The organism is Chitinophaga sp. Ak27 (assembly GCF_012726295.1).
GTDB lineage: Bacteria > Bacteroidota > Bacteroidia > Chitinophagales > Chitinophagaceae > Chitinophaga.
The window spans coordinates 343,465-358,705 of record NZ_JABAOB010000004.1; the positions used below are offsets into that span (position 1 = coordinate 343,465).

Annotated in this window: 14 protein-coding genes; 7 read left to right on the top strand and 7 right to left on the bottom strand. The window is 47.6% G+C overall.

The window, feature by feature from the left end; genetic code table 11:
- Positions 1-33: 33 nt before the first annotated feature.
- Both HGH90_RS16155 and HGH90_RS16160 read right to left on the bottom strand, forming a co-directional pair.
- A complete protein-coding gene (locus HGH90_RS16155; protein WP_169191545.1) occupies positions 34-477 on the bottom strand; it encodes an SRPBCC domain-containing protein in 444 nt (147 codons plus the stop codon).
- A 34-nt stretch (positions 478-511) separates the two neighbouring features.
- On the bottom strand, positions 512-841 hold the full coding sequence (locus HGH90_RS16160) for an ArsR/SmtB family transcription factor (RefSeq protein WP_168763040.1): 330 nt from the start codon (positions 839-841) through the stop codon (positions 512-514).
- A gap of 147 nt (positions 842-988) precedes the next feature.
- Between HGH90_RS16160 and HGH90_RS16165 the strand changes: the two genes are divergently transcribed.
- Positions 989-1,765, top strand: coding sequence for a GDSL-type esterase/lipase family protein (locus HGH90_RS16165; protein ID WP_168763041.1), 777 nt, complete (start codon positions 989-991; stop codon positions 1,763-1,765).
- Between the two features lie 32 nt (positions 1,766-1,797).
- The gene (locus HGH90_RS16170; protein WP_168763042.1) at positions 1,798-2,100 is read left to right on the top strand and encodes a hypothetical protein; all 303 of its coding nucleotides are present in this window, start codon (positions 1,798-1,800) and stop codon (positions 2,098-2,100) included.
- A 57-nt stretch (positions 2,101-2,157) separates the two neighbouring features.
- Here HGH90_RS16170 and HGH90_RS16175 read toward each other — a convergent pair whose 3' ends face one another.
- Entirely contained in the window at positions 2,158-4,689 is a 2,532-nt protein-coding gene (locus HGH90_RS16175) for an FtsX-like permease family protein (protein WP_169191546.1), read from the bottom strand.
- Positions 4,690-4,969: 280 nt separating this feature from the next.
- Between HGH90_RS16175 and HGH90_RS16180 the strand changes: the two genes are divergently transcribed.
- Both HGH90_RS16180 and HGH90_RS16185 read left to right on the top strand, forming a co-directional pair.
- Positions 4,970-8,236 carry a SusC/RagA family TonB-linked outer membrane protein gene (locus tag HGH90_RS16180; RefSeq protein WP_211092904.1) on the top strand — a complete coding sequence of 1,089 codons (3,267 nt, stop codon included), beginning with the start codon at positions 4,970-4,972 and terminating at the stop codon, positions 8,234-8,236.
- Positions 8,237-8,248: 12 nt separating this feature from the next.
- Complete coding sequence (locus HGH90_RS16185; protein WP_169191547.1) at positions 8,249-9,721, top strand: RagB/SusD family nutrient uptake outer membrane protein; 1,473 nt, start codon at positions 8,249-8,251, stop codon at positions 9,719-9,721.
- A 135-nt stretch (positions 9,722-9,856) separates the two neighbouring features.
- Here the strand turns inward: HGH90_RS16185 and HGH90_RS16190 are convergent, their stop codons facing one another.
- Complete coding sequence (locus HGH90_RS16190) at positions 9,857-10,273, bottom strand: hypothetical protein (protein WP_168763046.1); 417 nt, start codon at positions 10,271-10,273, stop codon at positions 9,857-9,859.
- A 205-nt stretch (positions 10,274-10,478) separates the two neighbouring features.
- On the opposite strand from HGH90_RS16190, the gene HGH90_RS16195 reads away from it, so the two are divergent.
- The gene (locus HGH90_RS16195; RefSeq protein WP_168763047.1) at positions 10,479-11,090 is read left to right on the top strand and encodes a hypothetical protein; all 612 of its coding nucleotides are present in this window, start codon (positions 10,479-10,481) and stop codon (positions 11,088-11,090) included.
- Positions 11,091-11,092: 2 nt separating this feature from the next.
- On the opposite strand, the gene HGH90_RS16200 is transcribed toward HGH90_RS16195, so the two are convergent.
- The 3 genes from HGH90_RS16200 to HGH90_RS16210 form a co-directional block, all read right to left on the bottom strand.
- Positions 11,093-11,563 (bottom strand): MarR family winged helix-turn-helix transcriptional regulator, encoded by a 471-nt coding sequence (locus HGH90_RS16200; RefSeq protein WP_168763048.1) that lies wholly within the window; start codon positions 11,561-11,563, stop codon positions 11,093-11,095.
- A complete protein-coding gene (locus HGH90_RS16205; protein ID WP_169191548.1) occupies positions 11,563-12,066 on the bottom strand; it encodes a GNAT family N-acetyltransferase in 504 nt (167 codons plus the stop codon). Before HGH90_RS16205 ends, HGH90_RS16200 begins: the two co-directional genes overlap by 1 nt.
- 157 nt (positions 12,067-12,223) lie before the next feature.
- A complete protein-coding gene (locus HGH90_RS16210; RefSeq protein WP_168763050.1) occupies positions 12,224-12,772 on the bottom strand; it encodes a pyridoxamine 5'-phosphate oxidase family protein in 549 nt (182 codons plus the stop codon).
- 133 nt (positions 12,773-12,905) lie between these two features.
- Here HGH90_RS16210 and HGH90_RS16215 point away from each other — a divergent pair, with 133 nt between their 5' ends.
- Together HGH90_RS16215 and HGH90_RS16220 are read left to right on the top strand one after the other, a co-directional pair.
- Complete coding sequence (locus HGH90_RS16215) at positions 12,906-13,985, top strand: efflux RND transporter periplasmic adaptor subunit (protein WP_168763051.1); 1,080 nt, start codon at positions 12,906-12,908, stop codon at positions 13,983-13,985.
- Positions 13,982-15,241, top strand: coding sequence for an ABC transporter permease (locus HGH90_RS16220; protein WP_169191549.1), 1,260 nt, complete (start codon positions 13,982-13,984; stop codon positions 15,239-15,241). The genes HGH90_RS16215 and HGH90_RS16220 overlap by 4 nt, the downstream gene beginning before the upstream one ends.

The following is a 15,241-nucleotide window of genomic DNA, read 5'->3' on the forward strand; positions in this document are numbered from 1 at the left end:
TGCTGCTTTGCTCCTTTGTTCCTTTGCGTACAACTATTGTGCAACGGCTTGTTTCGCAAGGTATTCCGGCAAACTGGTACCGATAATATAAGTCCAGCCTTGTGTGAAACTGGCCACCCCGAAGTTGGAATCCTCTCCGGAAGGGAAAGTATGTAAACCGGTATGCGTTAACGTTAGTTTTGTTTTCTTGCCTTCTGCCGCCAGTTCCCAGGTAACTTCTGAATTGCCGGGATACCCTTCATACCTCCAGGTATAGCTGAGCTTCTTACCGGGTATAACTTCCGTGATTTTGCAATGGTGCAGGTATTGTTTCGTTTCGCTGCCGCCGCTGAAGCTGAATTCGAAACCTACAGTAGGACTGAAGGCAGAGAGATCGAAATACCATTGTTTCATTTTGTCTTTGTCTGTAATGGCTTCCCATACAGCGGTTACCGGTGCATCCAGGATACGTTCAATGACTAATGGTGTGTTACTCATAATGACTTGTTTAAATAGATGAAAAATGAGGTAATTACTTTTTCTTTCGGGAGGGCTTCTCCGTAGCCGCCAGAAAGCTTTCCAGGGCATCCAGCTTCTGTGTCCAGAAGGCATGGTATTGCGCTGTCCAGTCTGCCACGGCTTTCAATTGCCGTAAATCAGCGCTGCAATAGCGCTCCCGGCCATCCTGTCGGATGGTCACCAGCCCGCATTCTGTTAGGATCCGGATATGTTTGGAAATGGCCGGGCGGCTGATATCAAAATTGTCGGCGATGGCATTCAGATTCAGTGTAGTGTTGGCCAGCAAGCCAATAATCTGCCTGCGGGTAGGATCTGCTATGGCTTGAAATACATCTCGTCTCAAAGAAAACTGTTTTTATTGTGTAACCATTCGGTTACAAATATAGGGAACCGAATGGTTACATAAAAATTTTTTTAGGGAAACGGCGGCGGAAAAAATACCGGATTCTCAGGGGAAGGTATTATTTTACGCCATTCAACAGTAAATGACATGCTATACAAACATTCCACGCTTCTTTGCCTCCTGGCGCTGCTGTTTGGCTTTTCAGCCATCGCGCAATCTAAAAAAGTGAACATCGTTTTTATTGGTAACAGCATTACCCAGGGCGCCGGTTTACCGCATGCCGATAAAGAGGCGCCACCCGTAAAAGCCTTGGAGTGGCTGCAGAAAACCTTGCCTGCCGCCGTCGTGCACATCAGTAACCAGGGCGTAAGTGGCTCTACGACGGTCGATTTCCTGCCTGCCACCAATCGTTTATTCAACAACGTGGTTAAGGCTGCTGATGCTTTTAAAGCTGATAAAGATGCCACCCTGGTGTTTTCCATGGTATTGGGAACAAACGACAGCGCAGAAGAAGGCCCCAATGGCTCTCCGGTATCGCCGGCCAACTATAAAGCCAATGTGAAAACAATCGTAGACCGGCTCCTGGCCGACTATCCTGGTTGTATCGTTATCCTGCATCATCCGATCTGGTATAGCCCCACTACCCAGAATAGTTCCCGTTACCTGGCAGCAGGACTGGCCCGGTTGCAATCCTATTTCCCAGTATTGAATACCATTGTGGCCGAATACCATATTACCCATCCCAAGCGCGTATTTACTGGCAATACCGGTGGTTTTGACTATTTTAAAAAACATCCTGAATTATATACCCAGGAACATGGAAAAGCAGGTACTTTCCAGCTGCATCCCAATGAAAAAGGAGCAGAAGAGCTGGGTATTTTGTGGGCAAAAGCCATTAAACGGGTATTGTCCGGTAAACTGTAAATCCGAAAAACCAAAATAAATATCTTTGCATCATGGATATAGCATTTGATGAGCAGTCGCTGGCTGTAAAATATGATGAAGACATTGATGATACCCTTGCCTGGGAGGACGTGACTCGCATATCAGGTTACAAAGTATACGCGTACCCGGGAGAGCTGACCTTCCTGGCCTTCGAAACGTCGGATGGCGAAATTCTGGAAGTGTCGGATGAAATGAGTGGTTGGCTGGAACTGGTAGGAGGTTTGCATAATATATTCAAGCTATCCTCCAATTGGGAAGAGGAGTTAGCTGACTGTGAGCCCGGAGGAGAAGATATTACCCTGTTTACGAAGTAATACATATGGAGGAGATAAAGGCCCATCGTAGTTGATCTACGATGGGCCTTCATCTGTTTATTCAGCACGTAAACTATTTACGGGGTTATTCAAAGCGGCTTTAACCGCCTGGGCACTAACGATCACCGCGGCTATCAGCAAGGCGCCAGTGCCGGCTATAATAAAGATCCAGGCATTGAGCGGCACCCGATAGGCAAAATCCTGCAGCCAGCTTTTCATAGCCCACCATGCCAGCGGAAAAGCAATTGCTGCAGCAATGATAACGAGCCGCAGAAAATCGGTCGACATCAATCGCACAATACCACTAATACTGGCGCCCAGCACTTTCCGGATACCGATTTCCTTGGTACGCTGTTCTATGGTAAAAGAGGCCAATCCAAACAATCCCAGCGAGGCAATTACAATAGCCAACACAGAGAATATCATAAACAGCTCGCCCAGCCGCTGTTCCGCCAGGTATTGCTTGTTATAATCTTCATCCAGGAAGAAGTAACTGAATAGCGCGCCTGGTATTAACGTATGCCAGGTCTTTTCAATGCCCGCGATGGTAGCAACGGCATTACGCGTATCCATTTTTACACTGATATAAGCCAGCGACCAGGGCCTGTAAAATATAGCCATGGGCGTTACACCATGCTGTAACGAGCTAAAATGAAAATCTTTATACACCCCGCATATCCTTCCCCAACCCCAGTCAAACTCCTGTCCCAGTGCCTCTTCAGGCTTCCTCCATCCAAAGAAGGGAAGTGCCGATTCATTGATCATAATATCTGGATGACCGGTAGTATCTACCTCCATATTGCACAAGCGACCCGCCAATAATTTAATATCGTAAGTGCGGAAAAATTGGTCATCGGCAGTCAGTAAACGGGTATCTGTTTTCTTAGTATGGTCATTTTTCAATTGCAGCAGGTTATTGCCGAAATCCCGGCCCGGAATACTGCTGGATGCACTCACAGATAATACATCCGCTTGTCCACGCAGTTTTTCTGCCAGCGCTGGCAGTTGTTTCCTGGCCTCATTGCCGGCAGTAGGGATTACCAATACCTGCGACTGGTTAAAGCCCAGGTCCTGGTGTTTCATAAACTGCAACTGCTTGTACACAACAATGGTGGCAATGATGAGCAGTATGGAGATGGAGAACTGGGTGACCACCAGCGTATTTCTGAGCACATTGGCTTTTCGTTGCCAGGCATAACGTTGTATAATCCGCGAAGGGCTGAATCCTGACAGTATGATAGCGGGGTAGATGCCCGATAACAGGCCGATAATTAAACTGATGCCCAGTCCTGCGCCGATGATACCTGGCGCCAGTAAGGCAGCAAGCGTAAAATTTTTATCGGCAACATGATTGAAAGCTGGTAACAATATCAGCATCAGTAGCAGCGAGGCGATGAATGCCAGGCTGCTCATCATGCAAGATTCCAGCATAAACTGGAAGATCAGTTGCCCGCGCTGTGCGCCAATTACTTTCCTGACACCTACTTCTTTAGCCCGGGTGGTAGCCCTTGCAGTAGCGAGGTTTACAAAGTTGATGCCGGCTATTAACAGGATAAACAAAGCTATGAAAGAAAGAATGCGTATGTAAAGCGCATCCCCGTTTTTACTGAGCTCATAACGTAAATTGGAATGCAGATGGATGGATGCCAGTGGTTGCATAAAATGCGTATATACCTGCCCGTTAGCTTTGATTTCATCGCCCACATACTTATACGCAATAAACCGGATCTGTGGTTCAAAAGCGGCCACAGATACATTGGGTTTCAGTCTGATGAAAGTCTGCACCATCGTGCCGTGCCAGTTATCCGTATTCTGTTGGAACCACTGCTGGTGCGCTACCGAAACGGTAGAAATAATAAAGTCTGGCCGGAAATAGGTGTTGAACGGGATATCTTTCAGTACGCCTGTTACCCGGTAATGGGTACCATTGATATCGAGCGAATGATTCAGCCAGTTGCTGGCATTGCTTTGGTATCCGAAATATTTGACGGCTTTTTCTGCGGTCAGTACAATACCATCTGCATCGTTGAGCGCGGTACGGCTATCACCAGCCAGGAGCGGGTAGGGGAGTACCTCGAAGAAGGAACTGTCGGCAAAGAAAATGCTCTGTTCCGGAATTTGTTTTTGAAGAGAAGTACTTATCACCCCGTTGTTACCATAATTAAATACCCGTACCGTATTGTTTACCTGCGGATATTCCATCAACGCCCTGGCCAGGTTGCCCGAGGTTGCAGCAAACCGGATATTGTCATTCGTTTGGGTCTTCACATCCATTCCTATTCTATATACCTGCTCGTGTTGCGGTACCCAGCGGTCGTAACTATATTCATCCCGTACATAGATGGCAATAAAAAAGCAGGCGGTCAGCCCAAGCGTCAATCCAACGAGATTTAATAAGCTATGGGTAATGTTCTTGCGGAAGTTTCTGAACGCAATTTTTAATTGACTTCTGATCATGGTAGTACAACTTATAAAAACAGGATGGCGAAGGAAGTGCCAGTCTTTTAAGTATTGATTATCAATAGATAATGTGCCATGTATATATATCAGGTTGTCCGTTTTTACGACCTGGTGTTCATTTTTGAACATATCAAGCCCCTACTTTTTTTTACCGGTTATGTAATTGATGCCAACTGTTTATCAACAGAAAAGTAAATTTATCTATCACAAAAATTTTCTTCTTTATTAGTCTATTGGTTTGGTGGACTAAAAACTTGTTGGTATTTTTAATTTTGAAAAAAAATCTAAAGATCGCTTAGAACAACCCGAATCAATATAAATAGTTTTTAAAAATTGGCCTAAACACCGGTGAGCAAACGCTTACCAGTGCGGCTACGGCAACAGGCTGCAGGGCCTAAAAATGTTACCTATGGACGCTGTTTACTATCAGTCTTTCCCAAAGAGATGGAGGAGCTTACTATTGCTCGTTACCTTATTGGCTCCTTTGTTCCTCCTGGCGCAGGAAAAACGTACAGGCATTACCGGTATTGTTCGCAATGAGCGGCAGGAAGGTATTCCCGGTGTATCCGTGATGATAAAAAATGAAGCCAACGGCGGCATTGCATCTATGCAAACCAATGCCAGTGGCGTATTTCGCTTTCCTGTACTGACAGCTGGCGGTCCTTACACTGTACAATTCAGTTCCATCGGCTATGAGCCTGCGCTGCAAAGTGGTATTACATTAACAGAAGGAACTACGCAACAATTGACGATTGTGCTGAAAGAATCCACCTCCTCGCTTAACCAAGTGGTAGTAGTGGGATATGGGGTACAACGCCGCAAAGAAATTACAGGTGCGGTAGCCTCCATACGCTCAGCCGATCTGAAAGATCAGCCGGTAACTACCTTCGAGCAAGCCATTGCAGGCAAGGTAGCCGGCGTACAGGTGCTGCAGAATACCGGCGCGCCCGGCGGCAGCATGAGCGTGCGTATCCGCGGACTAAACTCCATCTCCGCTGGCATTGATCCGCTCTATGTAATAGATGGGATCCCGCTTTCCAATGATCTTAAAAACCTGCAAGGCTCCACCGATGTTGTCAATATTGCGGGGCAGGCCTCTTTTCAGAAATCGCCGGATCCGCTCAGCACCTTGAACAGCGATGATATTGCTTCCATCGATATCCTGAAAGATGCATCCTCCGCCGCTATCTATGGCTCCCGGGCGTCCAACGGCGTGGTATTGATCACCACGAAGAAAGGAAAGCCGGCCGGCCCACCTGTATTCGGCTATAGCATGTACGCAGGCTTTCAACAGGTAAGCAGGAAAATTAAACTGATGGATGCCTACGAGTGGGCCAAATACAGCTACGACGCCAAAAACAACGCTTATCTCGACTTCAGGCCCTCCGGTAAAATTACCGACGACAATGCTACCCGCGGCAACTCCAACTACCAGATTGCACCGGAAACACTGCCTTACCTGGCAGGGCAGCAGGGGCTGGTGAATACCGACTGGCAGGATGCCCTCTTCAGAACAGCGCCTATTCAAAACCATACTTTGTCCGCTTCCGGCGGCAGCGACAAATTCCAGTATTATATCTCCGGTAATTATCTTGATCAAACAGGTATCATCCTGGGATCCGGGTATAAAAGATATGGTGTGCGGGCAAATCTAACCGCCGATCTCACATCACGTTTAAGGGTGGGCGTTAGCCTCAATCCCACGTTTGACCACTACGACCTGATCAACAGTGAGGGCCCGTGGACATTTGACGGCGTGTTGAGTAATGCCCTGAAGGCTGCTCCCATTTTCCCGGTGTATAATGCTGATGGCTCGCTGGCCACCAATCGCCAGAATATATGGGCGTTTGGCTATTCAGGAGGAGAAAACCCCGTCGCACTGGCCACCCAGATCAAAGATAAAATGGATCATATCCGCAACCTCGGAAGCGCCTGGGGAGAATACGAAATTATTAAGGGGTTGAAGTTTAAAACCTTCTTTGGCACTGATATTAATCATTTCAGCCGTAACTATTTCAGGCCTTCTACGTTGGGGACCTATAAGCCGATACAGCAAGGCGCGCCCACGATTCCCAAGGGATCTGCGCAAACTGCTTTATCTACCAACTGGCTCTGGGAAAATACGCTGACCTACCAGTTTAGTGTACACGATAAGCACAAATTCGATATACTGACCGGTTATACCTCCCAGAAGAACGTGACCAAAGCCAGTGAAACTGATGGTACCGGCTTTCCTAACGACGCGGTACAAACGTTGAATGCCGCCACCATTACCAGCGGCACCTCCACGGAATCGCAATGGTCGCTGATCTCGTACCTGGGTAGGATAAACTATAACTACGACGATAAATATTTTGTGTCTGCCAGCATCCGTAGCGATGGATCTTCCCGCTTCGGTGCCAACAATAAATGGGGCTATTTCCCGGCTGTTTCAGGCGGCTGGCTAATCAGCAATGAGTCCTTTTTTAAAGTAAAACCGATTTCTGAGTTAAAAGCACGGGTGAGTTACGGTACTTCCGGTAATTTCCAGATTGCCAACTATGCGGCTTATGACCTGTTATCGTCCAACGGATATGTGCTGGGGCCAGGTGCGGGTAACGCAGCTAATGGCGCAGGACTATCACAACCTGCCAACCCGGACCTGACCTGGGAAAAAACGCTGCAACTGAATGCGGGGCTGGATATAGGCTTGTTTACCAACAGGGTTTACCTCAGCGCCGACTACTATCGCGCTACCACTTCCAACCTGCTATTGAATGTACCGGTAGCCCTGAGTTCAGGCTTTGGTACCGCTTTGAAAAATATTGGCAAGGTACGTAACAGCGGAGTGGAATTTGGACTGAATACCCGCAATCTCACCGGCGCCCTCATATGGAATACCAGCTTTAATATCTCTGCCAATAAAAATGAAGTATTGCAATTGGGCACCAGCAACGCCCCCATCATTTCCGATGGCGGCAACGGCACCATCTCCCAGTTATATATCACCAAAGTAGGATCGCCTATAGGGAGTTATTACGGTTATATCAACGGAGGGGTATTTAAAAACCAGGCAGAAATTGACGCTTATCCTCATTACAACAGCACGAAGCCGGGAGATCGTAAGTTTATAGATTTTAATAATGATAAGAAAATTGATGCCAGCGACAGAACCGATATCGGTAGCTACTTTCCGAAGTTTATCTGGGGCCTCAGCAACGAATTCCGCTATAAGGGATTTGATCTGAACATTGCGCTGCAGGCGGTACATGGAAACAAAATTATGAACCTGCAACGCCGATTCCTCTACAATAGCGAAGGCAATGCTAACCAGATGGTAGAAGAGCTGGGATATTGGAAGTCGCCTACTGACCTGGGCGATGGCAATACCATGCGTCCTAATCGCGTAGCTACCGGGAATAGCACACAGCCCAGTTCCTTCTTTGTAGAAGACGGTTCGTATGTACGTTTGCGTAACCTAACCATTGGTTACAGCTTTAATCAACGCCTCTTGCGCAATAAAGTACAGCAGTTGCGGGTATACCTCTCCGGGCAGAATATTTATACCTGGACCCAATACACCGGTTATAACCCCGAGGTGAATGCCCGGCCCGACAGCCCGCTGTCGCAGGGAGAGGACTATGGTACTTATCCTTTGCCGAGAACATTTACCGCAGGTATCAATCTTTTATTTTAAAAACAGGAGTATATGAAGTTAAATATCACTATAGTAACAGCAGGCTTGTCGCTGGTAACGATTATATCTTCCTGCAGCAAAGATTTTATTAACCGGCCCCCGGTATCTAATCAAACTACCGCTACCTTTTTCAAAACTGCCAGTGATTTTCAGCAAGGGGTGAATGGTATTTATGATGGGTTACAAAGTACGCGCACCTATGGTAAATCCAGTTATTACCTGATGGAAGTACGAAGCGACAACACCGATATCCTCGACCGTGGCGCATTGGCTGGAGTAGCCTCCCAGATCGATCTCTTCGGAGAAACCACGACCAATCCCTTTCTCACAGATGTATATGCCGGTTCATATATCGTGATTTCCCGCGCCAACTCCGTGCTTGACCAGGTAGATGCCGCCGCTATACCGGATTCTTCTAAAAAGCAATTCAAGGGAGAAGCCTTGTTCCTGCGGGCGTTTGTATATTTCGACCTGGTGCGGTTGTATGGCAAAGTACCCCTGGTGATCAAAACAGAAACTACCGGAGAAGCACAGAACGACAAGCGGAATGATGTAACAGCCGTATACGCACAAATAGAAAAAGACCTGCAGCAAGCCGCCACCTTGCTACCTGCCGTGTATACCAATCCCAATGATTATGGCCGGGTAACCGCCGGCAGCGCCAATGGTTTATTGGGTAAGGTATATGTCACAGAAAAGAAATGGCAAGCCGCCACCGATGTCCTGAAAAACGTAAATGGCTATACGTTGTTGAACGATTATGCGGCGTTGTTTACACCTGCCAATGCCGTGAACAACGAAGTATTGTTTACCATCCGTTTTAAAAAAGGATTGAGTCCATCTGAAGGAAATACCTATTTCTCCGACATGGTGCCTTTTTCCTTCTTCTACAATGGTGTGGCTTATGGAGGTTCTAACAACAATCGCCCCACACACGATATCGTAGCGGCTTATGAGCCGGGTGATCTGCGTTTTGCAGCTTCTCTCGATACAGTGTCTTACAGCAATGCTACCACCAAACAGTCGGGCAACTATGTGAAGAAATTCCTCGATCCGCCCGGCGCCACGGGCGACGGCGGCAGCAGTTTCCCCGTATTACGTTACGCCGATATCCTGTTGCTGCAGGCCGAGGCGCAGAACGAGCAGGCTTACAGTGCAGCCACCGGTGCTGGTACCGCCTTCGGTTATCTCAACCAGGTTCGGCAAAGAGCCGGACTTAAACCCAGAACAGCTGCCGACCTGCCCGATCAGGCCAGTTTCCGTGATGCGGTGTTTGCTGAGAGGAGGATAGAACTGGCTTTTGAAAACAACCGCTGGTTTGACCTCGTCAGGTATAGCAAGGGACTGGCCATCATGCAGGCGCACCTGAAAAAAGAGTATAATCTTTCTGCGCCGGTGCTCATGCCTTCCCGCTTATTATTTTATATTCCTCAAAGCGAAATCGATATTCACAACGATCCTACCAATTTCCCGCAGAATCCTTGATAGCAGGTGGTTTGTAATTTATAACCGTTCGTGAATATTAATGAAGCCGATGAAGCAGCCTTTATCGAGGCTCCCGTTTGTATCCATCATGATCCTGGGCCTCCTTCGGGTATTGTATTGCCTGTCCTGAAATGATCAGAGCCTTTTAAAATGGATTTCCAGCCGCATATGCCGGCGGGTGTTATGAAAGTCTTCCTCGTCGTCCCGTACCAGGATCATTTGCTTGGGATTGAGGGTATGAATTTTAAATGTGACCGCATCACCGGTAGGTTCCAGCAAAGTTAATTCCTTTGAGTCGGGATAGAGGATATAGGATTCGTACCGTTGGCCGCCGTCTTCCAGGTGGCCGTCCTCTTTAAAATCCATGATGTCAACCTCGCTAAAACTGCTGTCGATTTTCTCGAACATTTTCTTCCCGTTTTCACTGCCGCTCATGACAGATTTCACCGGGAGCCATTTGCCGATAATTCTGCCGTTACTCTGGCCGGGAGGAACATTGCTGCAACTGATATGAATGATGGCGAGAAGTAGAAGGGTATAAATACGATTCATAAATTGTACCTTTAGTGTCATAAAATGTAATGCCCATGAAACTCCATTATGCGATTGGATGTAGGATGTTCAAAGCGGTATACGTGCTCTTTATCCGGATGTTTTGTGGTGTTTATAAAGCAAAAATACAAAGATCGCAGGTATAAGCAGGAATGGAAATTGTGAAGGTTGGAGGCAGCATTGTTTTATCCATAAAAAGTTGATCATGGGAGATAATATTGCGGCGCCGTTTCTACCGGCGCAGTACGTGGGAGAAGCCACTACTACTTCCGAGAGCAAAGATTTAATGAATGAAGAGGCAGCCTCAGCCTTTTTCAAAACGGCCGTATTGCGCCTGGCAGACGTTAATAACTGGGAATCGCTGAGTGGTAGCATGTCGTCGGGCTTTCAGCTTACCGACCTGGCAGGAAAGCCTGTAGCAGGGCCGGCGGAAACGGGCATGTATATACGCATTGATATCCCGGGGCCGGGTACCCATGCAGGGAAGGGGTTTGACTGGGTGAAGATTGAACAAAAGGAACATATCATGTTAAATGAGCACCAGGAAGTATTCTTTATCCGGGCCAGGCCTTCCGAACATCCTATACAAAAAAGTGCGGGGATCGCACATTTCCTGCGTAAAGAAGCCAGCAGTTCGTTTGTGCTGGTAAGGAACGGTACTACCGTTACTGCAGCGGTATATGGTCGTAATGAGGTGCCCAATACCCAGAGCACCGACCTGGGCGACCGGATCAGGAATGCCGTGGTAGGTTCTACGGGTGCTATCGGTATTTCAAAACTTCAATGGAAAGCCCTGGTAAAGGGAGTATTGGAATAAGCCTATTGCCGCTGTTCTCGTTCAAAAAAATTTTGCACTTTTATATTGGCTTCTACTTCTTCGATGGCCTTCATCAGGTTATGGGGGGTGTCAGTGAGAGACGCCAGGGCGGCCGACATCCTTTTCCACACCGGCTGCATCTGAATCACCAGTTCTTTCCCCTTTTCTGTAAGCAGGATGAGCCGTTTCCGCTCATCTGTCTTGTCTTTTTTAGAACGAACCAGCTTTTGCTTTTCCAATTCTTTCAACAGGCTGATAGTAGATGGATGAGAATAGCCTATTTCTGCGGCTATTTCTACTACGCTCAATACCGGCTTTTGGTGCAGGGTATACACTACCGGGAACCACTTCGGCTCAAAATCAATCCCATGGGCCTTATAAATCAATTGCCCCTCCTTGCGCAGCTGATCGCTGAGGCGTTGTAAACGCGTGGCAATGGCCAATATGCCGGATGCTTCGATTAAATTGCTCATTAGCCCTCTTTTTCCAGGTGTAAGTGATAGAATACGTTATCTGCAGGCATCACCGGAAAATACGAAGGTAAATCCGTTTTGGGAATCCTTTTGAAATGATTACGCTCATAAAAGCGCATGGCGGCTTCCAGTTTATTGACAGTGCCCAGGTAAAGGTCCTGGATACCCTGTTGCCGGCTATACGCTATTAGCCCCTCCAGCAAACGTTGGGCAATACCCAGCTCTTTCCCCCGGAATTCTTTTTTGACAAACATCTTGCGGATAGCGCCGGCCTGATGACCAATGGCAATAAGCGCAATCGTACCTACCAGTGTTTCCCCCTGCATAGCTCCCCAGAATCCGCCGCCGGTGCGATGATAACAGGTGTCAATATCCAATAAGTCCGGCTGGTCTTCCAGGGTAACGGGGATGTTAAACTCCTGCTGTTGGATAGGGAGGATAAGACCAATAGCCTGTTGGCTGAAATGATTATCGATCATCCTGATTGTTGGTACTGTACTCATGTTTCCGTAATTATAGTATAAAACTACGTAGTTGACTACATATATCAAAATCTGTTTTAGCTATTCATAAAACAATTGGTACTCAGACAGGTGCGAACAGAGAGATCAACGATTAGCCGCTATCATCGCTTAAGGCAAAGTATTTCCCAACCGTGTTTTATTTTCCCAGTGCGGTAGGTAATCCATCGAGGCTAATGCGGTTCTTTTCAGCCTTATAAAGTTCCAGTCCTTCGGGGCCTTTGCTGGCAGCCCATTTAGCGGCATGGTCTCTTTCCCCGGTATACGTATATAGCGGTACACCAAAACCACAGGAGGTTTGTACTTTATGAATGTCGGCCACAATGATTTGCCTGGTAGCCGGCAACAGGGCAAAGTGGGCCGACAGCTCCGTCCATTCCGGGGCATCCGGCAATACCGTATAGCCATGGCCGTATAAGCGCAGTATATTGGGAGGGCCGTCAAAGGCGCAGAACATAAAAGTGATGCGGCCATTTTCTACCAGGTGGGCAGAGGTTTCATTGCCGCTGCCTACAATATCCAGGTAAGCCACCCGGGAAGGCGACAACACCCGGAAGCTGTCGAGCCCCTTAGGAGACTGATTTACATGCCCTTCCTGGCTGAGCGGCGCAGTGGCTACAAAAAACATTTTCTGGGCGGAAATGAATGCCTGGTGCTGCGGCTTGATATCATCAAAGAATTTTCCCATAGCAGTGGAGATTACAACGGTTAAAGATACAAATTTTTAGCCCCCGCCATCAACCGGAAAGCCGTACATTTGATACCGTACAAAGTACTAATGAAGCACTGTCCGTTATTTTCCGGCAGGAAAAATATGTTACATGAGGACGATCCAATTATTAGCGGTGCTTTTCCTTCTGGCCTCCTGTAAAGGCAAATGGGAAAAGACACAACCTTCGGTAGGAAAAATCACTGAGTCGGTATACGCTTCCGGTATCATCAAAGCCCGGCACCAGTACCAGGTGTTTTCAAGGGTAAATGGACTGATCGTCAACATCCCTGTCACGGAAGGAGATACCGTCAGGAAAGGCGACCCCATTGTCATCATCCGCAATGAAACCGCAAAACTCAATACCGAAAACGCTGCTATCGCGGCCGATTACAATTCGGTAAAAGCCAACGCAGATAAATTAAATGAACTCCGCGTGAATATAGACCTGGCCCGGATAAAGCTCAATAACGATTCCCTTACCCAAACCCGCCAGCGCAGGCTATGGGAACAACGCATTGGCAGCCAGCAGCAACTGGAACAGGCAGAACTGGCCTATAAAAATTCACTGACAGCCTATGATGTTGCCGTATTTAAGTACAACGACCTGCAAAAGCAGCTTAATTTCGCCGCGAAGCAGTCTGGCAAAAACCTGGAAATCAGTCATACCCAGAACGATGATTATACTGTCAGAAGCGATATCGACGGAAAGGTGTACAGCATCGTCCCGAAAAATGGGGAGATGGTGACTACCCAAAGTCCCATAGCTGTAATTGGAGATGCGGGGAATTATTACCTGGAATTACAGGCCGACGAATATGATATTGCCCGCATCCGCCTGGGACAAAAAGTGTATGTAACGCTGGATAGCTACCGGGGACAAGTGTTTGAGGCCGTGGTAGAAAAGATCTACCCGATGATGAACGAAAAATCCAGGTCCTTTACCGTAGACGCCCACTTCACCGCCGCGCCGCCAGTGGTGTATCCCAATCTCACCCTCGAGGCCAATATCGAAATACAAACGAAAGAACATGCATTAACCATCCCCCGAAGTTATTTACTGGCGGAAGATGAAGTAATGCTGGAAAATAAGGAAAGGAAGAAAGTGGTAACAGGCGTGAAAGACTACCAGCAGGTAGAAATTGTGAGCGGGCTTACTGCCAGCGATGTGATCATTAAGCCGGCGCCATGAACTACCGGTTAATTGTCAATATCGCTGTTTCATTGCTGAAAGCCCGCTGGAGGCAAACACTGGTAGCGGCCATCGGCGTTACCTTCAGCATCACCATGTTTATTGCCCTGCTGAGTTTCATGACGGGGCTCAATGGCCTCCTGGATGGCCTGATCCTGAACAGAACGCCACATGTGCGTATCTACAATGATATTAAACCCACCAAAGGTCAGCCGGTGACGCTGGCGCCCGAAAATAAAACCGCACATAATTTCATCCGCTCTGTTAAATCGGCCAGCGGACGCCTGGAAATATACAACAGCGCCGCTATTCTCGACCTGTTGCATCACGACAGCCGCGTACTGGGCGTGGCGCCTAAAATCGTGGCTCCCGTTTTTTTTAATGCCGGTACTATCGACATCACCGGCGTAGTGAACGGGATCGATGTCCAGGCAGAGAGCAGCCTGTTTCACTTCTACGAATATATTGTAGCCGGAAATGCCATCGACCTGAAGAATGTGCCCAACAGCATCATTTTGGGAAAAGGGGTAGCGGAAAAGCTGTTGGCAGAATTGGGAGATGTAGTACAGGTAACTACCTCCCAGGGAGAGATGATGCCCCTGAAAGTAGTAGGTTATTTTCAGTCAGGGCTACAGGACTTCGACAAAGTACAATGCTATACTTCTATCAATACTGCCCAGAAATTATTAGGCAAGCCCAATAATTATCTTACCGATATACAGATAAAACTGCATGACCTGAATGGGGCGCCGGCCGTAGCCAGGGAGTATGGGGGGCTGTTCCAGGCCGATACCGAAGATATCCAGACCGCCAACTCGCAGTTTGAAACCGGAAGCTTTATCCGTACCCTGATTTCTTACTCGGTAGGTATTACGCTGCTGATTGTAGCCGGTTTCGGGATTTATAACATTCTGAATATGATGATCTATGAAAAAATGGATGCCATTGCCATCATGAAAGCAACGGGCTTTTCCGGTGCCGATGTAAACCGGATCTTTATTGTGATTGCACTCAGTATAGGGCTGGCAGGTGGTGCAGCAGGGTTGGTATTTGGCTATATCCTATCGGTAGTGATTAATCATATTCCATTTAAAACGGCTGCATTACCTACCATATCAACGTTTCCGGTGAATTATAACCCGGTATTTTATGTAATAGCAACGGTATTTTCACTGGTCACTACCTACCTGGCAGGGTTTTTCCCGGCAAGAAAGGCCAGCAAGGTAGATCCGGTAGTTATTATAAGAGGTAAATAA